The sequence below is a fragment of the Cellulomonas sp. WB94 genome (genome assembly GCF_003115775.1).
Lineage (GTDB): Bacteria > Actinomycetota > Actinomycetes > Actinomycetales > Cellulomonadaceae > Cellulomonas_A.
The window spans coordinates 1793567-1812806 of the sequence record NZ_QEES01000002.1; the positions used below are offsets into that span (position 1 = coordinate 1793567).

Annotated in this window: 20 protein-coding genes; 11 read left to right on the forward strand and 9 right to left on the reverse strand. The window is 71.6% G+C overall.

Annotated features, from left to right (window positions below; translation table 11 throughout):
• Nucleotides 1–39: 39 nt before the first annotated feature.
• From DDP54_RS09450 to DDP54_RS09460, 3 genes are read left to right on the forward strand one after another with little or no spacing between them, the layout of a single operon-like run.
• Nucleotides 40–1041, forward strand: coding sequence for a dihydroxyacetone kinase subunit DhaK (locus DDP54_RS09450; protein WP_109131521.1), 1002 nt, complete (start codon nt 40–42; stop codon nt 1039–1041).
• A gap of 3 nt (nt 1042–1044) precedes the next feature.
• Nucleotides 1045–1686 (forward strand): dihydroxyacetone kinase subunit L, encoded by a 642-nt coding sequence (locus DDP54_RS09455; protein ID WP_109131522.1) that lies wholly within the window; start codon nt 1045–1047, stop codon nt 1684–1686.
• A gap of 9 nt (nt 1687–1695) precedes the next feature.
• Entirely contained in the window at nt 1696–2592 is an 897-nt protein-coding gene (locus DDP54_RS09460) for an NAD(P)-dependent oxidoreductase (RefSeq protein ID WP_109131523.1), read from the forward strand.
• Nucleotides 2593–2712: 120 nt separating this feature from the next.
• On the opposite strand, the gene DDP54_RS09465 is transcribed toward DDP54_RS09460, so the two are convergent.
• A complete protein-coding gene (locus tag DDP54_RS09465; protein WP_242448318.1) occupies nt 2713–4368 on the reverse strand; it encodes a multicopper oxidase in 1656 nt (551 codons plus the stop codon).
• A 255-nt stretch (nt 4369–4623) separates the two neighbouring features.
• The gene (locus tag DDP54_RS09470) at nt 4624–6126 is read right to left on the reverse strand and encodes a PQQ-binding-like beta-propeller repeat protein (protein WP_109131525.1); all 1503 of its coding nucleotides are present in this window, start codon (nt 6124–6126) and stop codon (nt 4624–4626) included.
• Nucleotides 6127–6231: 105 nt separating this feature from the next.
• On the opposite strand from DDP54_RS09470, the gene DDP54_RS09475 reads away from it, so the two are divergent.
• A complete protein-coding gene (locus DDP54_RS09475) occupies nt 6232–6846 on the forward strand; it encodes a TMEM175 family protein (RefSeq protein ID WP_109131526.1) in 615 nt (204 codons plus the stop codon).
• Between the two features lie 48 nt (nt 6847–6894).
• On the opposite strand, the gene DDP54_RS09480 is transcribed toward DDP54_RS09475, so the two are convergent.
• On the reverse strand, nt 6895–7188 hold the full coding sequence (locus DDP54_RS09480) for a DUF4287 domain-containing protein (RefSeq protein ID WP_109131527.1): 294 nt from the start codon (nt 7186–7188) through the stop codon (nt 6895–6897).
• A 139-nt stretch (nt 7189–7327) separates the two neighbouring features.
• A complete protein-coding gene (locus DDP54_RS18405) occupies nt 7328–7930 on the reverse strand; it encodes a TetR/AcrR family transcriptional regulator (RefSeq protein ID WP_109131528.1) in 603 nt (200 codons plus the stop codon).
• A 128-nt stretch (nt 7931–8058) separates the two neighbouring features.
• On the opposite strand from DDP54_RS18405, the gene DDP54_RS09490 reads away from it, so the two are divergent.
• Complete coding sequence (locus DDP54_RS09490) at nt 8059–9726, forward strand: FAD-binding protein (RefSeq protein WP_109131529.1); 1668 nt, start codon at nt 8059–8061, stop codon at nt 9724–9726.
• Nucleotides 9727–9737: 11 nt separating this feature from the next.
• Here DDP54_RS09490 and DDP54_RS09495 read toward each other — a convergent pair whose 3' ends face one another.
• On the reverse strand, nt 9738–10346 hold the full coding sequence (locus DDP54_RS09495; protein WP_158274497.1) for a TetR family transcriptional regulator: 609 nt from the start codon (nt 10344–10346) through the stop codon (nt 9738–9740).
• Nucleotides 10347–10458: 112 nt separating this feature from the next.
• Here DDP54_RS09495 and DDP54_RS09500 point away from each other — a divergent pair, with 112 nt between their 5' ends.
• From DDP54_RS09500 to DDP54_RS09510, 3 genes are all read left to right on the forward strand, one after another.
• Nucleotides 10459–11934 carry an MDR family MFS transporter gene (locus DDP54_RS09500; RefSeq protein ID WP_109131531.1) on the forward strand — a complete coding sequence of 492 codons (1476 nt, stop codon included), beginning with the start codon at nt 10459–10461 and terminating at the stop codon, nt 11932–11934.
• Between the two features lie 170 nt (nt 11935–12104).
• Nucleotides 12105–12854, forward strand: a complete 750-nt coding sequence (locus tag DDP54_RS09505) for a hypothetical protein (RefSeq protein ID WP_146192406.1) — start codon at nt 12105–12107, stop codon at nt 12852–12854.
• 11 nt (nt 12855–12865) lie between these two features.
• A complete protein-coding gene (locus DDP54_RS09510; protein WP_242448319.1) occupies nt 12866–13288 on the forward strand; it encodes a type II toxin-antitoxin system PemK/MazF family toxin in 423 nt (140 codons plus the stop codon).
• Nucleotides 13289–13340: 52 nt separating this feature from the next.
• Here DDP54_RS09510 and DDP54_RS09515 read toward each other — a convergent pair whose 3' ends face one another.
• The 3 genes from DDP54_RS09515 to DDP54_RS09525 form a co-directional block, all read right to left on the reverse strand.
• The gene (locus tag DDP54_RS09515) at nt 13341–13787 is read right to left on the reverse strand and encodes a DUF3883 domain-containing protein (protein WP_109131533.1); all 447 of its coding nucleotides are present in this window, start codon (nt 13785–13787) and stop codon (nt 13341–13343) included.
• Nucleotides 13788–14002: 215 nt separating this feature from the next.
• Entirely contained in the window at nt 14003–14599 is a 597-nt protein-coding gene (locus DDP54_RS09520; RefSeq protein WP_109131534.1) for a hypothetical protein, read from the reverse strand.
• Nucleotides 14600–14672: 73 nt separating this feature from the next.
• Nucleotides 14673–15878: an MFS transporter gene (locus DDP54_RS09525; RefSeq protein WP_197711359.1), complete on the reverse strand. Its 1206-nt coding sequence runs from the start codon at nt 15876–15878 to the stop codon at nt 14673–14675.
• 64 nt (nt 15879–15942) lie between these two features.
• Between DDP54_RS09525 and DDP54_RS18625 the strand changes: the two genes are divergently transcribed.
• From DDP54_RS18625 to DDP54_RS09540, 3 genes are all read left to right on the forward strand, one after another.
• On the forward strand, nt 15943–16758 hold the full coding sequence (locus tag DDP54_RS18625) for a M15 family metallopeptidase (protein ID WP_242448320.1): 816 nt from the start codon (nt 15943–15945) through the stop codon (nt 16756–16758).
• A gap of 27 nt (nt 16759–16785) precedes the next feature.
• A complete protein-coding gene (locus DDP54_RS09535) occupies nt 16786–17244 on the forward strand; it encodes a hypothetical protein (RefSeq protein WP_109131535.1) in 459 nt (152 codons plus the stop codon).
• A gap of 245 nt (nt 17245–17489) precedes the next feature.
• Nucleotides 17490–18440 (forward strand): zinc-binding dehydrogenase, encoded by a 951-nt coding sequence (locus DDP54_RS09540; protein WP_109132486.1) that lies wholly within the window; start codon nt 17490–17492, stop codon nt 18438–18440.
• Between the two features lie 75 nt (nt 18441–18515).
• Here DDP54_RS09540 and DDP54_RS09545 read toward each other — a convergent pair whose 3' ends face one another.
• On the reverse strand, nt 18516–19226 hold the full coding sequence (locus DDP54_RS09545) for a class F sortase (protein WP_242448321.1): 711 nt from the start codon (nt 19224–19226) through the stop codon (nt 18516–18518).
• Nucleotides 19227–19240 lie beyond the last annotated feature (14 nt).

Here is a 19240-nt window from a genome sequence, read left to right on the forward strand (position 1 = left end):
CCGCACCAACCCCACCCACGGACAGATCCAGAGGAAGACATGAAGAAGATCATCAACGAGCCAGGACGCTTCGTCGACGAGATGATCGAGGGCATCCTGCTCGCGCACCCGGACCTGGTGAAGACGCCCGGCAGCGACCCCCGCATCATGGTGCGTGCGGACGCACCGGTGGCCGGCAAGGTCGGCATCGTCACCGGCGGCGGCTCGGGCCACCTGCCCCTGTTCAAGGGCTACGTCGGTGTCGGGCTGTGCTCCGGCGTCGCCATCGGCAACGTGTTCAGCTCACCGAGCTCGCAGCAGGTCTTCGAAGCGACCAAGGCCGTCGACGGCGGTGTCGGCGTGCTGTACCTGTACGGCAACTACGGCGGAGACGTCTTCAACTTCGACCTCGCTGCGGACCTCTCGGAGCTCGAGGACATCGAGACGCTCACCGTGGTCGGCCGCGACGACGTCGCCAGCCAGCCCAAGGAGCGCAAGGCCGACCGCCGCGGTGTCGCGGGCATCATCTTCGCCTACAAGGCGGCGGGCGCGGCGGCCGAGCGCGGCGACTCCCTCGCGGAGGTGGCCGCGATCGCCGAGGACGTGATCGAGCACACCGCGACGATGGGCATCGGCCTCTCGCCGACGATCCTGCCCACGACGGCGCAGCCGAGCTTCGACCTGCCCGACGGCGAGATGGAGGTCGGCATCGGCATCCACGGCGAGCCCGGCTTCCACCGGGGACCGCTCGAGACTGCCGACAAGATCGCCGACCGCCTCGTCGCCGCCCTCGTCCAGGACCTCGAGCTCGCGTCCGGAGACCGCGTCGCCGTGCTCGTCAACGGGATGGGCGCAACCCCGCTCGAGGAGCTCTACGTCCTGTACCGCCGGGTCTACCAGATCCTCGCGGGCCTCGGCGTGGAGGTGTCCAAGAACTACATCGGGGAGTACGCGACCAGCCTGGAGATGGCCGGCGCGTCCATCTCGCTGCTCAAGCTCGACGACGCACGGCTGAGCCTCCTCCAGGCACCAGCCAACTCACCGTTCTTCAAGGAGGCGTGACCGATGAAGTCCACAGCGCTCAACGAGTCCATCCGGCGCAGCCTCACAGAGCTCGTCAGCTATGCCGACGAGCTGCGCGACCTGGACCAGGCCCTCGGTGACGGGGATCTCGGCATCACCGTCTCGCTCGGTGCCGGCGCGGTGATCGAGGCGCTGGAGACGCTGTCCGACGACGCCACGCCGGCCGAGATCGCCAAGACGTGCGCCAAGGCGTTCGCCAACGCGAACCCGTCGACCATGGCCGCGCTCGTCGCCGGCGGTCTGCTCGCCGGGTCCAAGACCTGGGCGGGTCTCGACGACGTCGATGTCGCCGCCGCGGCGCAGTTCGTCCGGGCCGGGGGCGAGAACATCGCCGCGCGCGGCAAGACGCAGGTCGGGGACAAGACGATCCTCGACGCGATCATGCCCGCCGCCGACGCGCTCGCCGCAGCCCAGGACGCCACCGCTGGTCTCGCGAGCGCCATCGCCGGGGCCGAGCGCGCCGTGATCGAGACCACCGGTCTGCAGTCTCGCCGGGGCCGTGCGTCCTGGCTCCAGGAACGCAGCATCGGCCTGCAGGACCCGGGAGCGACCGCCTTCCTGCGGTTCCTCGAGTCCTGGCGCGCGGGTCAGGCCGCGGTCGCCCAGCCTGTCACCCAGAACTGAGGAGCAGCCATGTCATCGATCGCCTACCTGGGCTTGGGCACGATGGGGCGCGGCATGGCCGCGAACCTCGCGCGTGCCGGCCATGACGTCACCGTCTGGAGCCGCAACCCCGCACGGGCCGAGGGTCTCGAGGGTGTGCGCGTGGCGTCGAGCATCGCCGAGGCCGTCGAGGGTCGGGAGATGGTCCTGTACTGCCTGTCCGACGACGCCGCCGTACGCGCTGTCGTCTTCGGCCAGGACGGTCTGCTCGCCTCGGTCAGGCCCGAGACGATCGTGGTGGACATGTCCACCATCAGCCCCGCGCTCTCCGACGAGGAGGCCGCGGCGTTCGCCGAGCGCGGCGTGCCGTTCCTCGACGCACCGGTGTTCGGGTCGAAGGGTGAGGCGGCCGCCGGTGGCCTCTGGGTCGTCGTCGGCGGCGACGCCGCGGTGTTCGAGCGCGTGAAGCCCGTCTTCGAGGCCGTCAGCGAGACGGTGCACCACATGGGCCCGCAGGGTTCCGGTGCGCGCATGAAGCTCGTCGGCAACCTCGTGGTGGCCGCACAGCTCGAGGCCCTGGGTGAGGCCCTGTCGCTCGGCCGGGCGGCCGGACTGGACCTGCACAGGGTGCTCGACGTCCTGCACGTGACCGACTTCAAGTCGCCGATCTTCGACGGAGTCGGGCCGGGCGTGCTCGCCGGCGACTACTCGCCCTCGTTCGCTCTCGACCTCATGCTCAAGGACGCGCGGCTCATCCAGTCGTTCGCCGGGACCCTCAACGTGCCGGTGCCCGGGACCGATGAGGTCGAGGGAGTGCTGACCGAGGCGGTCGAGCGTGGCTACGGCTCGGAGAACGCCTCGGCGCTCATCAAGGTGGTCGCATCCCGCGCGGGCGTCGATCTCGCGGACGCGCCCGCGAGCGTCTAGGAGCAGCGATCGCCGGGGCCGTCCCGCGGTGGCGGTGCCACGCGGGGCGGCCCTCGATCGTCGGCGACGCGGCGAGCCCGCCCGACCTGAGATCGGTCCGGTCGCCTGGGCCTGCGTCGCTCAGACGATGACGTAGCGCTGCATCATGTCGTTGTCCTCGTGCTCGAGGATGTGGCAGTGCCACGCGTACTCCCCGGTGTGGGAGGCACCGATCGCGAGCGGGCCCGTCGCACCGGGGACCGTCGCCCCGAAGGGCACGCGGATGCGCGTCACCTCGCCGGGCATGGCCCTCACCGTGTCCTTCCAGCCCCGCTCGTTCGACGGCGGCTCCTTCGGAGAGCCGATGAGGAACCCGTCAACAGGCGGGCAGATCCCCGGGGGCAGGTAGGGGCCCGAACCCGGAGTGAGGTCGTCGTCCCCGTAGGTCGCCTTTACGTAGCCGTCCACGTCGAACCGCTGCCGGTTCAGCACCTGGAACTGGGTGAAGTGCAGGTGGATCGGATGCGCGTCACCCGTGGTGTTCACCAGGTCCCACTGCTCGAGCGTGTTCGACGCGACGGGGGCAAGGGCGTAGTCAGGAGAGCCGAACTCGCGGTTGTTGAGCAGGGCCATCTGCGGGGCATCCGCCTCGTCGAGGATCTCCACCAGAGTCATGGTGCGGCGCTGCGCCGGGACCAGGTCCGTGAGCGAGGTGATCGGGGCGCTGCGCAGGGTCGCCGGCAGCGGGGCGGTCCACCCCTGCGACGTACCGACCGTGAACTGCATGATCTGCGTCAGCGGCACGCCGCCGCGCCGAGCGGCCCGCGGGCCGTCAGGGAACGGCACGCGGGCCTTGGTGGTGATGACGACCTTGGTGCCGGGGAGCAGGGGAGCGAAGTCCACGACGACGTCGGCCCTCTCCCCGGGGCCGAGGAGCAGGGAGTTGAGCCTCACCGGCGCGTTCAGCAGGCCGCCGTCGGTTCCGATCTGGAAGAACGAGAGGGCCGCGTCGCCCGCCACGAACTTGAGGTCGTAGAACCGCGCGTTCGAGCCGTTGTAGACCCGGAACCGGTACTTGCCCCGGTCGACGTCCAGATTCGGCCAGGCCTTGCCGTTGACGACCGCGACATCCCCGAAGAACTCGGGTGCCCACGGTCGCGGCGTCGTCGGGTTCTCGTTCGCGGGGTAGGCCAGCGTGCCGTCGGGGTTGAACATGCGGTCCTGCAGGACGAGCGGAACCTCGTAGGTCCCCGCCGGGAGGAGGGTGCCGTCACCGGTGTCGTAGCCGTCCCGGAGGAGGTACCCCCCGGCCAGGCCGGCGTAGACGTTGAGGCGGGTGATCCCCAGGGCATGGTCGTGATACCAGAGGCCCGCGGCCTCCTGCGTGTTCCCGTACTCGTAGACGTACGAGCTGCCGGGCGTGAACGTCTCGAGGGGGCCGCCGTCGAAGGCCACCGTCGTGTTGCCACCGTGCAGGTGGGTTGCGGTGCGCGGGTGCGCGGCGTCGTCCGAACCCGCCGGCACCAGGGCAGGGTCGATGGCGAAGGCCAACGGATGCGTGCCCAGGTCGTTGCGCACCTCGAGGTTGAACGGCACGTTCTGCCGGGCCACGATCACCGGCCCGAGGTACGTCTGGGACCCCCCGGCGGCCCGGTAGGCGAAGGTCGGGGTCGGCGGCAGGGCCGCATGGAAGCTGTGCAGCGCGCTGACCATGGTGAGGGTCGCGCTGCCGCCCGAGGTGGCATCGACGGCGCCGAGCGCCCCGAGCGTCGGGAGCTGCTCGGTGAACAAGGTCATGCCGGCTGGCGCGGAGGCTCTGGCGCCCGTGCTCCATCGGATCGGGGCAACGAGCCCCGCCCCGAGAACCGCACCGGCCTGCAGCAGACGACGTCGGGAGATCTCCATGTCGACGCACCCTCTCTCGGAGTGGAGCAGTCATCCAGCGTCCCACCGACATGCGCGCCGGAATAGTGACGGTCTGGGCGAAATGCCTGGCTCTGCACGGGCGTCAACGGGCCGAGCAACCGGCGTCGGGCAGCTCAGCCGGGCAGCTCAGCCGAGCAGCACGTACTCGTCGGCGGCCGCGTCGTACCCCAGGATCCGCCGGTTCACCTCGCCGAGCGGGCTGATGCCGTCGGGATACTGCACCCGGAACATCTCGTCGCCGCTGACCGGGTCGTAGGCGATGAGCACCGCGGGCTTGCCCGTGCTGGACGTGTCGGGTGCGAGCAGGACGTGCCGGCCGTCGGTGAACAGCGTTCCCGGGATGAGGGTGTCGTCGCCCTCACGGCTCCACAGGAGCTCGCCCGTCGCGCCGTCGAGCGCGACGATGCCCCGGGCGGTCGCGGCGTAGACGGTCCCGCGCAGGACGAGTGCCCGGGTCGTCTGGTACGCGTCGTGCGACCACCGGGCGGCCCTCGTGCCGGTGTCCCAGGCGTGCAGCGCCGTGTCGTAGCTGAGTCTCAGGCCCGGCACGCTGCCGTCGTCGACGGACGCGAACACGATCTGCCCGTCGACCGTCAGATCCCCGGCCGGGTCGCCGTCCGCAGCGAGGACGGTCATGTGGGACTTCCCGTCGCGGGTGTGCGACTGGACGGCCAGCGCACCGGTGGCGGGGTCGGTCATCCAGCTCGAGCCGACGTCGCCCTGGTAGCCGAGGTCGTCCCGCACGACGTCGCCACCCGCGGACAGGAGCGTGAGGCGGCCTTCGGGCGTCGAGTAGCCGACGAGGTCTCCGGCCCGGAAGACGTCGATCCCCATGCCGCCCTCGGCGTAGCCCGTCGTGGTCATGAGGTGCGCCTCGTGCGTCCATCGCTCCTCGCCGGTGAGCAGGTCGAAGGCGGTGACGTCACTGGAGTCCGCTGTCAGCGAGCCGACGACGACGATGTCGGCAGGCAGCAGTGCGATGGACTGCCCGCGCTCGAGGGGCCACTGCGCCTCGACCGCGCCGTCCGTGGCTGACAGGACGATCACCTCGCGCGTCGTCGCAGGGACGGCCGCGCGGCTGCGGCCGTCCTCCAAGGGCAACCCGCCGTCGGTGACGAGGCACACGACCCGGCGCGATGTGCTGAGGTCGGTCGTGGGCGCGTTGTCGGTCTGGCAGCTGGTCCCACCCCAGACGTTCTGCGCGCCCGCGAGGGCGTCGTTCGGGCCCAGCAGCTCCGCGGTCCAGCGGGGTCCGTCCGCCGGGTCGACCCACGTGTAGCTCTGCGAACCGTCCTCGGCACGCTCGAGCCCCGCACCGGGGACGCCGAACACCTCCGCCGCGTCGGCGGCCGGGACCCGCCGCACCACGGCGAAGCTCTCGTCGACGGGGGAGAGCACGCCGGGGACCTGCGCGAGCCGGGCCACGGCTGCACTCTCACGCGCGGTCACGACCCACTGCGCCAGACCGAGGGACACCGCCACGACCGCGGCGCCGACGATCAGCCAACGGCGTCCGACGCGCGTCCGCCCGGTCGCGTCGGGTTGTGCGCCGACGTCGGGCGGGTGGCCGACGCCGTCGTCCGAGCCGTCGAGCAGCTCGACCTCCTGCATCTCGCCGCCCCGTGCCATGACGAGACAGTACCCACGGGCGTCCGCCCGTGGGGGCGAAGCGGGCACCCGCGGGCTCGCCCGGACACCTGGACGACGGCGCGCCCATCGGCGATAGTCGGCGCCATGCGCACGAGCCGGTTGGAAGCGTTCAGCGACGGCGTCCTCGCCATCGTCATCACGATCATGGTGCTGGAGCTGCGCGTGCCGGCGTTCGAGGAGGGGCACGCCGCGACGTTCGGCGACCTCGTCGACGCCCACCTCGTCCCGGTGCTCTTCAGCTACGTCCTCAGCTTCGTGTACATCGCGATCTACTGGAACAACCACCACCACCTCATGAGCACGGCCGAGCACGTCTCGGGCCCGATCATGTGGGCGAACATGCACCTGCTGTTCTGGCTCTCGCTCATCCCATTCTCGACGAGCTGGCTCGGCGAGAGCCACGGCGCCGCGGCCCCGGCCGCGCTCTACGGGGTGATCCTCCTGATGGCAGCGATCGCCTACTTCGCGCTGACCCGGATGATCGTCCGCGAGGGCGGGACCGGCGGGGTGCTCGCACGGGCCGTCGGGCGAGACCGCAAGGGGCAGGTCTCGCCGGTGCTGTACGCGCTGGGCATCGGCGCGGCGTTCGTGTGGACGCCGCTGTCCTACATCCTGTATGTCGCCGTCGCGGCGATGTGGCTGATCCCGGACAGGCGGATCGAGCGGGTCGCGGTCGAGGTGCCGGGCGCGCCGGACTGACGCGTCCGTCGGCCGGCCATGCCTTCGGCCGGCTCCGTGCTCATTCGGCTACGCCTGCGGTCGCGTCACCTTGCCGTCGAGCCACGGCGTGTCCGACTCGTCGCTGTGGGTGCCGGTCGTGCCGACATGCTTGGTGCTGATCTGCGGTCCGTTCTTGATGACGTGCCACAGGGCCATGGCGTGGCCGCGGCCGACGTCGTAGTCCTCCTTGAGCCACGCGACGACGTCACCGGCCTTGGCGCTCGGCTCGTCGAAGCCCTTGGCGTGGGCGAGCTCGACGAGCTGGCGGGGTGTCAGACCGGTCCGCTCCTCGATCGCGTCGAGGTCCGCCTGGAACGACATGGATCAACCTCCGTCACGGTGCGGTGCGGACACAGGCGAATCGAGGTTCGACGGTACTGCGCGGCGCGGGCGCCTGGCGAGACCCGGGCGGGAACCGGCTCGTCCGGCCTGAGCAGCCGGCCGGGGTCTCAGTCCGCGCTCAGTTCGAGGGCGGTCGGCAGGTGCAGGGCGGGGTCCGGGACAGGCAGCTCGGTGCGTTCGCGGCTGCGCAGCCCCGCAGCACGATCGTGAGGGCGCGTTCCACCGGCTCGTCGCCGGGCACCTGCGACTGGAGCGAGATCACGCCGTCGAACATGGCGATGGCGAGGAGCACGTCCGCGAGGGTCACGTCGTCGCGGACCGCGTGCGCTCGGCTCGCCCGGTCGAGCGCACCGGAGAGCAGCGCCTGCGCCTGGACGACGACGGCCTCGAGCGTCGCCTGCGGCTCGGCGGTCGCGCGGACCGCGGTGAAGAGGCCGGGCGCGTCGAGCTGCAGTCGGCAGATCGCGACCAGGAGGTGCTCGACGAGGTCGTCGCCGGCATAGGTGGCGGCGTACCGCTCGAGCGCGTCCATCCGCATCTCGAGCACGGCGGCGATGAGCGCGCCGCGGTCGGGGAAGTGGCGGTAGAGGGTGCCGCGGCCGACGTCGGCCCGTTGGGCGACGCGGTCGAGGGGGGCGCCGGCGCCGTCCTCGCGGAACACCTCGGCGGCGGCGGCGATGAGCCGGGCGCGGTTGCGCCGTGCGTCCCGCCGCTGGTTCACGCCGTGAGCGTAGCCGAGTGGCCGGACGCGGGCCGCGGCTGCTGGTCGGTTCGGGTGGCGACCAGTACGCTGAAACGGACGCCGGTGTCCGCTTTCCCGGCGGCACTCGACGTCGAGGGAGAAGTGTGATGGAGAAGTTCGACAAGGTCGTCGACGTCGTCGTGGTCGGCTCAGGTTCGGCTGCGATGACGACGGCGCTCGCGGTCAGGGAGTCCGGCAAGGAGCCGCTCGTCCTCGAGAGCACCGAGCTCTACGGCGGGTCCTCGGCGATGTCCGGCGGCGGCCTGTGGATCCCGAACAACCCCGTCATGCGCGAGGCGGGCGTCGAGGACTCGTACGAGAAGGCCCGGACCTACATGGACACGGTCATCGGCGACGTCGGACCGGCCAGCTCGCCCGAGCGCCGCGACGCGTTCCTGCGCAACGGACCCGAGATGGTCTCGTTCCTGCGCGGCCTCGGCATGAAGTTCGTCTACGCGCGCGGCTACTCCGACTACTACCCGGAGAAGCCGGGCGGCACCCCCATCGGCCGCGGCATCGAGGGGGAGCGCTGGAACGTGAAGAAGCTCGGCCCCTGGGCCGGCAAGGTCCGCGGTCTCATCCCGATGGCCGCGCACACCTCGGAGGTCGGGGCGATCAACCTGTCGTTCCGCACCCTCAAGGGCTTCCTCACGGCGGCCAACGTCGTCGGCGTCCAGACGATCCTCCCGCTCCTGATCGGTCAGAAGAAGGTCGGCTTGGGCAACAGCCTGATGGGCCAGCTGCTCTACCTGGCTCTGCAGCGCGACATCGACGTCTGGCTCAGCAGCCCGCTCGTCGAGCTCATCACCGCCGACGGGGCCGTCGTCGGCGTCGTCGTCGACAAGGACGGCACGCGGATGCGGATCGGCGCCCGCCAGGGCGTCATGCTCGCCGCCGGCGGGTTCGCCCACAACGACGAGATGCGGCAGAAGTACCACCCGCACCCCATCACCACGACCTGGACGAGCGCGAACCCGGGCGACATCGGCACCCCGATCAACGCGGGCGTGGCGGTCGGCGCGACGCTCGCCCTGATGGACGACGCGTGGTGGGGGCCGTCGGTCCTCAACGCGAACGGCTCCGCCGGGTTCCACCTCGCCGAGCGCTCGCTGCCGCACGGCTTCATCGTCGACTCGGCCGGCGAGCGGTTCATGAACGAGTCCGAGTCGTACGTCGACGCCGGGCACGACCAGTACGAGCGCAACGCGAAGGTCAGCGCCATCCCGGCCTACCTGATCATCGACTCGCACCACCGCCGCTGGTACCCGTTCGGCATGGCGCTGCCCGGCATGACCCCGAAGAAGATGATCCAGTCCGGGTTCTTCACCAAGGCCGACACGCTCGCTGAGCTCGCCGGCAAGATCGGCGTGGAACCCGACGGCCTGCACCGCACCGCGTCCCGCTTCGCCGAGTTCGCCCGGACGGGCGTCGACGAGGACTTCCACCGCGGCGACAGCGCCTACGACCGGGTCTACAGCGACCCGCGGGTCAAGCCCAACCCCAACCTGGGCGCCGTCAGCAAGGGGCCGTTCTACGCCGTCAAGGTCTGGCCCGGCGACCTCGGTACCAAGGGCGGTCTGCTGACCGACGAGCACGCGCGCGTGCTCCGGGAGGACGGCTCCGTCATCGAGGGCCTGTACGCGGCGGGCAACACGTCAGCCTCCGTCATGGGCCGCACGTACCCCGGCCCGGGCTCCACGATCGGGCCGGCCATGACGTTCGGGTACATCGGCGGCCGGCACGTCGCGGCGAAGGGCGAGACGGTCCCGAGCTAGCAGCGCCGACGTCAGGAGATGAGCCGCCGCAGCTCCTCGCGGCTGCGGCGGTACATCTCGAGCGGGTCCCCGATGTCGCCCGCGACCGCGAGCTCGCCCCACCGCAGCCAGGACGTCCGCCACACGGCGACCGCCACCTCCGCCAGGAGCAGGACGGCCAGCGGGTCGCGGTCGGTGAGCTGGGCCGCCAGCCGGGTGCGCAGGTGCGTGGTCAGCTCGATCTCCTGCGCGGCGGCGAGGGCCTGGAGGTCGGGCTCGCGGGACAGCAGTCGCGCGACGCGACGGTCCTCGTCCAGCGTGGGGTCGATCCCGCCGCCCATCGCGACCTCGGCCATGGTCTCGACCGCTCGCATGACCGCGGTCAGGGGGTCGGAGGCTGAGACCTCGAGGGCGTCGATCGCCTCGAGCAGACGGCGCTGTCCGGGCAGGGCGGCCTGCTCCTTCGAGCTGAAGTACCGGAAGAACGTGCGGGGCGAGACGCCGGCCCGGGCAGCGATCTGCTGGACGGTCGTGGGCCGGACACCCTGCTCCTCGAACAGCTCGAGGGCGGCCTGGTGGATGTCGTGGTGCGTGTCGAGCTGGCGCCGAGCGCGCAGGTCGCGGGGGGCGTCGTCGTCCATGCGGTCCTTCCTAGCACGGGGCGTGATGTGACCATGGCCACGCAGATGGCAGTCGTTGCCATGGTGGCACAGTGTGACACCATGTGACCTCACCTCCCAGGAAGAAGATCCCATGACTGACGCACTGCTCCGCGAGGAGCTCCCGACCGACGCGTGGCCGCCGGCCGTGGAGACGGAGAGGGTCACCCGGAGCGTCACCCAGGTGATCGCTGTGCTCGTGGTCGCAGCGCTCATGATGATCCTCAACGAGACGGTGCTCAGCGTCGCGCTGCCCCGGCTCATGGGCGACTTCTCCGTCGCAGCGGGCACCGCTCAGTGGCTCACGACCGGGTTCATGCTCACCATGGCCGTCGTCATCCCGACCACCGGCTACCTGCTGCAGCGCTTCACCACCCGCACGTTGTTCACCGCAGCGATCCTGATGTTTGTCGTCGGCTCGGCGCTCGCGACGATCGCGCCCGGCTTCGGCGTGATGCTGCTGGCCCGCGTCGTGCAGGCCTGCGGCACCGCGATCATCCTCCCGCTGCTCATGTCGACGACCCTGACCTCCGTCCCGGTGGCCAAGCGGGGGATGGTCATGGGCCTCAACTCCGTCGTCATCTCCGTGGCCCCGGCGATCGGGCCCACCGTCTCCGGCGTCGTCGTCGGGTCGCTCGGCTGGCGCTGGCTGTTCGGGCTCATCGTGCCGATCGGCGTCCTGATCCTCGTCGTCGGCCTCGTCCTCATCCGGACCACGAACGAGACCCTCGCACCGCGCCTCGACGTCGCCTCCGTCGCGCTGTCGGCACTCGGCTTCGGCGGACTCGTGTACGGGCTCGCCTCCGTGGGGACCCTGCTCGACGGCAGCTGGGCACCGATCGCGGCACTCGTGGTCGGCGCGACCGCCGTGACGGTGTTCGTCGCACGCCAGGTGCGCCTGCAGCAGACCGGGTCGGCACTGCTGGACCTTCGTCCGTTCGCCATCCCCACCTTCCGGATCTCGGTCGTCATCGTGATGGTCGCGATGGCGACGATGCTCGGCACCGTCGTGGTCCTGCCCCTCTACCTCCAGGCCGGCCTGGGTGTCAGCGTCCTGACCACGGGCCTCGTGCTCCTGCCCGGCGGTCTGGTCCAGGGCGTGCTGTCGCCGTTCATCGGTCGCCTGTATGACGCCGTCGGCCCGCGCCCGATCGTCATCCCGGGCGCGATCCTGCTGGCCGCGGGCCAGTGGTTGCTGAGCACGGTCGACCCGGGCACGTCGCTCACGCTGGTCATCGCCATGCACGTCGTGTTCTGCATCGGGATGGCCATGCTCATGACCCCGCTGATGACCGTGTCCCTGAGCGCGCTGCCGCGCCACCTCTACGGTCACGGCACCGCGATCATGAACACGCTGCAGCAGCTCGCCGGCGCAGCGGGCACCGCTCTGCTCGTCACCGCCATGACGGTCGGCGCCGCTGCAGCCGCCGGAGGTGCGGCACGGGCCCTGACCGTCGGGACGCAGCACGCGTTCGTCCTCGGTGGCTGCGTGGCGCTCGTCGCCGTCGGGTGTGCGCCGTTCGTCCGGCGTCTGGGCGGCCCCCGCGAGCACGACGCGGTCGACGCCTGACCGGTCTGTAGCCGGTTCGGCCGACCGACTGCACCGAGGTCCGTCGGCCGAACCGGCCACGCAGGCGAGCCGGGCACGCCATGATCAAGTACCCGCTGATCGGACCGATCTGGCACCTGATCAGGCCGCGGGCGCCCGTCACGACGACCTGCGACAGCGAGGACCCCGCCATGCGGTACAACGCCCCACCCAGCTGGCCGAGCCCACCAGTCGGCTGGGAGCCACCCGCGGGATGGCAGCCCGAGCTGGCGTGGCCGGCCGCACCCGAGGGCTGGTCCTTCTGGGTTCCCGAGCCCGGTGAGGCATACGTGCCGCCGGTCGGGTTCGCCGACCCCTCGGTGCCTGCCTGGGACCCGAGGTCCGTGCGGGGCTCGTCCGCCGTCACCCCGGCGTCGGTCGCCGCCGACAACGTCGTGGCGACCGGACGCACGGCCTGGACGCTGTTCCTGATCGGCGTCGCGGCCTTCCTGCTGGGAGCGGGCTCGGCGATCCTGGCTGCCCGGTCCCGGTCCGGGGGGACGGTCTGGACCGGCGGCATGATCGTGGGAGTGCTCTTCTTCTGGCGGGCACTCGGCGCCTACCGGGCGGCGCGCTCGGACGACTCGCGGGCGCACCCGGTCGGCCGCGTCGTCGTCGTCGGCGCGCTCGTTCTGTGCGTGGCCGTCGGCGTGACCGCGCTGGTCCAGATCACCCACAAGCCGGACGCGAGCCCCATCGCGGGGTCCGAGGCGATCGGCGGCTGCTGGAACGACACCACGGGCGATGACGGCGCAGCGATGCTCGAGCCCGTGGCGTGCTCGTCCTCGCACGACTACGTGATCGCGGAGATCGTCACCGACGCGGGGCTGTGCTCGGTGGACTCGCCGTTCTACGTGGAGCTTGCGTCGACGCGGTTCGGCTGCCTGGTGACCGAAGGCTGAGCGCGCCAGACGTGCTGCCTGACGTCGAGGCCCTGCTCGAGGGGCACGAAGACCTGTGGTGGGCCGCGGCCGCGTCGGTCGCGTTCGCGCTCGCCGTCATCCGGGCGGCGTGGCGTCGCCGGAAGCGCAGGCCGCGGGCCGGGGAGATCTGGTTCGCCGACGTCCCGTTCGAGGACGGCACGGGGAGCAAGGACCGGCCGGTGCTGGTGCTCGCGGTCGGCGGTCGCACCTGCACCGTCGCGCGATTCACGTCGCAGGACCGAGGTGGGCGCCGCGACTACGTGCGCGTGCCCGACGGTGTCCCGGGCCTGCGGCGGGCCAGCTGGGTGGACCTGCGCCCCGTGCATCTCCGACGCTCCGCACTGCGTCGTCGAGCGGGCGACCCAGGAGTCCCGTTCGCCCAGTGGTACGCGGACGCGGCTGGCCGGACGTAGCGTGCGCTGAGTCCGGCGGTCCGGCAGTGTCACCGCACCGCCGGGACAGCGATCACCGCGGTTCGGGCACGGGGTGCTCGGGGATGTCAGCCGTGTCGATGGCGCTCAGCGCGTCGTACTCGGCCTCGGGCCACGGGACCGTGACGTAGCTGCGCTCGACCGCGCGGGTCATGAGTCGGCGCAGCTGTTCGCCGTGGAGGTCGAGGAGCCTGAACAGCGCCGGGTCGCCCTGGTGGACGTTCTCCACGAGGTACAGGTGGAAGTTGCCGCGGGAGACGGCTGCCTGTGCCTGGGGCGTCTCGAGCCAGAGGTCGTTGCCGCGGCTGGTGTCGCTGTAGCCCTTGACCTCGATGAGCCGGTCGCTGCTGATGACGTCGGCGGGCGTCGAGTCGACGTAGCGGGTGTCGATCGGCTCGCGGCCGGCTTGCGTCTCGCGGTCGATGACGAACGCGACGGCGGCATTCTCGATGGCCTGGGTACCGACGATCTCCGTGGTCATGTCGACGTGCCTGCCCCTCCGGCCCCGGGGGCCAGCTCGTTGACGATCGCAGGGCGACGCAGCGCTCACACGACTCGGTGCTCCGCCCACCATGCCGCACGATCGTCCACCCCGTCGAGGGGACGAGCCGCAGCGGCGCGGGGCCATGACACAGAACGCCCCTCCTCGCGGGCGAGAAGGGGCGTTCTGGGTGATGCGTGCGGGTCGGCTGCGACCTAGACCGTGCGGCGGAAGTACTCCGCGCTCGGGCCGCGGGTGAGCAGCACGATGAGCGCGATGTCGATGGCCAGCGCCACCAGCGCCAGGACGTGGCTGATGGCGGAGGCGGGCTGCACGAACGACGCGAGGCCGCTGAGCAGGCCCAGGCCGGCGAACACGAAGGTCACGATGCGCGCCCAGTTCTTGCCGGCGCGCACCTTGAACGCGAGCAGGGTCCACACGACGATGCCGATGACGCCGAACACGACGGCGGTGCCCATGGCCACGGCGACGGTGGTGTCGACGAGGGACTGGTCGAACGACGGGTTGGCCTTGAGCACCTGCTCCTTGATCGCGTCCGCCGTGAAGAGCGCCACCACGATGTTGACCAGGCCGAGCGCAGCCTGGACGAGGATCAGCCGGAAGGCGTTGACGACGGTGCTGGGCGGCGGGCCCTGGAAGGCCGGCGCGTCCCATGCGGCCGGGGCCGCCGAGGGGAAGCCGCCGGGCTGGGGCGCCGAGGGGAAGCCGCCGGGCTGGGGCGCCGAGGGGTAGCCGCCGGGCTGGGGCGCCGAGGGGTAGCTGCCGGGCGGCGGCGGGGTCTGGAAGCTCATGGCGGTTCTCCGAGTCAGGAGGGGCAGTGTGTCGTCCCGACGCGTACAGCGCGCGCACAGGACTCCCGACACCTTATGGGCGCAGGGGCTCGCTCTGGGCTGGTTTAGGCGATCGGATCCGGCGACGCACCCGGGGGTCGAGGATCGCCGACACGGCCGCGGCGGCCAGCAGGGCGAGCGCCCCGCCGAACCAGAACGGTGCGTCCGAGCCGACGCCGTCCCACAGGGCGCCCGCGATGATCGAGGCGAGCAGCAGCCCGATGCCCTGGAGCGTGCCGTAGATGCCGAGCACGGTGCCCCGCAGGTGCGACGGCGCGGCCTCGGCGATGAAGGCGCGCTCGGCACCGCTGAGGAATGCGGTGCACGCGCCGTACGCGGCGAACAGTCCCACCACGGCCGGCTGCGACGTGATCGCGGCGAACCCGAGGTACACGAGTCCCGACAGCAGGTAGCCGGCGACCAGGACGGACCTGCGGCCGAACCGGTCGGAGAAGCGGCCGGCCGGGATCGCGAGGACGGACGCCGTGACGTTGAAGACCAGGTAGAGCAGCATCACCTGGGTCGCTGAGAAGCCGCGGGCCGAGGCCTTGAGCAGCAGGAACGCGTTCGAGGAGTTGCCGATGCAGAAGACGAGCACGGCGACCAGGTACAGCCGCAGCCGCAGCCCGAGGTGGACGCCGAGGAGGTTCGTGCGGGGGCCGTCGGGCAGCGGGACGCGCTTCTCACGGACGGCCGGGATGATGAGGATGCCGAGGACTGCCGGGACGATCGACCACGCGAACGCCTCGCGGTACGCGATCCCCGTGCCGACGACGACGACGGCGAGGAGCGCACCGACCGACGAGCCGGCCATGTCGAGCATCTTGGCGAGACCGAACGAGCCGCCCAGCTTCTTCGGGTCGCTCGACTGAGCGATCAGGGCGTCCCGCGGCGCCGTCCGGATCCCCTTGCCGACGCGGTCCACGACCCGCGCGACGAGCACGCCGCCCCAGGAGCCGGCCACGAGCAGCAGCACCTTGTAGACGACGGAGCCCGAGTACCCGAGGAACGTCAGCCGCTTGCGATGCTGGTAGACGTCGCCGACGTAGCCGCTGAACGCCTTGAGCAGGGACGCGAGGCTCTCCGCGATCCCCTCGATGACGCCGACGACCATCGGGGTCGCCCCGAGGGTCGCCGTCAGGAACAGCGGCACGATGGGGTAGACCATCTCGGTGCTCAGGTCGACGAACATGCTGGTCAGACCGATCAGCACGACGTTCGACGGGGTGAGCCTGCGCACCGTGCGGACGCTACTCCTCACCTGACGTCAGGCAGGTGGCCCGGGTCGCCTCGATACTGCTGGGGTGCGACGACCCGGCCGACGACGGCTCCTGGCCAGCGCGACCGCCCTCGCGCTCGCGGGCAGCCTCGCCGCGTGCACGACGACGACCGGACCGGGCGTCGCAGCGACGACCTCGGACGGGTCGACGGGCGTCGTCGTGGCTGGGCCGACGGCGACGCCGACGACGTCAGCACCGACCACGCCTGTCCCGACCGTGTCCGTGCCCGCGTCCGCCGGACCGGCGCCCGCACCCCCGGCTGCGGCACCGCTCTTCACCTCCACGACCGGCCCGATCACCCCCGAGCTCGCAGCGCGGATGACCCCGACGTCGTGGCGTCCCGGGTGCCCGGTCCCCGTCGCGGACCTGCGCTACGTCACCGTCAGCCACGTGACGTTCGACGGCGCGGTCGCCACCGGGGAGCTCGTCGTTCACGCGGATCTCGCCGACGGCGTCGTCGGGGTCTTCCGCGCCCTGTTCGCCGCGGGCTACCCGATCCGGTCGATGCGGCTCGTCGACGACTTCGGAGGCAGCGACGACGCCTCCATGGCCGCCGACAACACCTCCGCCTTCAACTGCCGGGCCATCACCCGTGGCACCGGCTGGTCCGAGCACGCCTACGGCCGGGCCCTCGACCTCGACCCGGTCGAGAACCCGTACGTCCGCGGCAGCCTCGTGCTGCCCGTCGCGGGCAAGCCCTTCGCTGCGCGCCCCGACCTGCCCGGCGTCGTGCACGCGGACGACGCCGTCGTGCGGGCGTTCGCCGACGCGGGGTGGCAGTGGGGCGGGTACTGGGCGTCCCCGACCGACTACCAGCACTTCTCGACGACGGGACGATGATCCACAACCCTCATCACCGTCGGTCCGGTGCCGAACGGGACGGGTATCGACTCCACCGAGCTCCAGACGCCGAGCACCGACACCGAGGTGTCGCTGCCGAGCCCGACGCTGCGCGCGTGGGTGGGCCGGACCCGAGCGTCGTGGGTACGGCCGAGCTGGCGGCGCAGCCTGTCGCGGTGCTCGATCGCCGGGGCGGTCGGCGACATGCTGACGACGTCCGCCGTCGGTCACGTCGACGGCATCCGGGAGGCGAACCCGTTGTCGGCGGCCGGTCAGGCGCTGCTCGGGTCCACCCCGGGGTACATGGTGGTGACGACCGTCGTGGTGGCCGGGCTGGTCACGGTCCTGGCGGTGCGCCCCGTCGACGTCCCGACGCGCGTGCTCTGGTGGGCCCTCGCGCTCCTGGGGGCAGCGAAGATCGTGATCACGATCCTCAACCTCGTCGTCCTCCAGGGCGCGATCGACGCGACGGTCGACGTCTTCTAGCCGGACGACTGCACCAGAGACCCCGGGCAGAGCCCTCCCGCAGGGCCCCTGACCCGGACCGAGGTCCCGGGAGCTCACCCCGCAGGGCCTCCGGCGCGGTGAAGAACTGGGACCAAGGTCCCGTTGGACCCCTCTGGACCGCGACGAAGGTGGGAGGACCACGTGCCGGCAACGGCACGCGCTACGGCGCTGCAGCATGGGCGCCGCCGTACATCGTCGTGCGCACAGCGAACCCGGAGGCACCCATGAAGGCATGGCAGTTCACGATGACCAACGAGCCCCTCGTGCTCAACGAGGTACCCGAGCCGACCCCCGGTCCGGGCGAGGTCGTGCTCGACATCAAGGCTGCGGGCCTGTGCCACTCCGACGTCGGGGCCATGACCGACCCCGGCTGGCTCGCGATCATCCCCAACCGGCCGATCACCATCGGTCATGAGATCGCCGGCGTCGTGACGGCGCTCGGCGAGGGCGTCACGGACGTCAAGCTCGGCGACCGCGTGGGCGTGTGCCCGACGGCGAGCGCGCTCGCGCCCGGCTACGGACGCGACGGCGGGTTCACCTACAAGCACCGCGTGCTCGCGGGCGACCTCGTCCCGATGCCCGACGCCTTGAGCTTCGAGATGGCGGCGCTCGGGACGGACGCCGGGATGACCGCCTACCAGGCGATGGTCGTGCGCGGCGACCTCAAGCCCGGCATGAAGGTCGGCGTGATCGGGCTCGGTGGTCTCGGTCAGATCGGCGCGCGCGTCGCCGTCCTCAAGGGTGCCGAGGTCCACGTCGCCGAGAAGAACGAAGGGGTGTGGACGCTGGCCAAGGAGCTCGGCGTGACGTCGGTCGTGTCGGACGTCAGCGAGTGGGCCGGTCAGGGGTTCGACCTGATCGTCGACTACGCGGGGTTCGGCACGACGACGGCCGGTGCGCTCAAGGCGATCCGGTTCGACGGACGGGTCGTCCAGGTCGGGATGGGCCGGCTCGAGACGACGCTCGACATCCGCGACCTCATCCTCAACAAGGCGCAGCTGCTCGGCTCGATGGGCGGCACCAAGGAGGACATCGCGGCTGTCTACGAGCTGATCGGCTCGGGTGACCTCAAGCCGGTCGTCACCATCATCGGGTTCGACGAGATCCCCGACGGCATCGAGAGGCTCCACCAGGGCAAGGTCGTCGGCCGTCTCGTGGCGCACATCGCCGACTGACGCGACCCCGGCGCCGCCGTCCGCTTGCACGTCGAGCGGCGGCGGCGTCGTCGTGCCCGGCGCTGCCGCAGCGACTCAGCCGACGAGCTCCGCGAACGCGACGATGTTGTCCTCGTAGTGGCCGGTGCGCTTGTTGAACGAGCCGCCGCAGGTGATCAGCCGCAGCCCGGCGAAGGCGATGTCGCCGTACACCTCGTCGGTCGGGAACGCGCTCTTGCGGTACTCCTCGACCTTGGTGACGCGGAACACCGCCGTGCTGCCGTCCGTGCGCTCCACCCGGACCTCGTCGCCGGCGACGAGCGTGTGCAGGTCGTAGAACACCCCGGGACCGGTCCAGTCGACGTGCCCGGCGATGACCGCCGGACCGAGCTCGCCGGGCGTCGGGGCGCCCGTGTACCAGCCGGCGGGGAAGCCGGCGGGCGGGACCTCCATCGTGCCGTCGTCGTGCAGGCCGAGCTCCATGAGGGTCGAGTCGACCCCGATCGCGGGGATCAGCAGGCGGACCGGCACGGACCGGGCCAGGGGCTGGGCCGCTCCGGCGTCCAGCGCGATGCCCGGGGGCGGTGCCGGGGTGCTGGACGAGGTCGACGGGACCGGGGGCGCGGTCGTGGGCGGCGACCACACGGCTGACAAGGACGCCGTGGAGGACGTCGGCGACGGGGCGCCCGCCGACAGCGTCGAGCAGCCGGCGACCCCGACGACGGCCGCCACGACGAGAGCCGCCGTCCCCGCCAGGACCCTGGGCGGGGTCCGGCGGGGGCGACGGCTCTCGATGCGTGCGGGCAACTGCGTGCGTGCGG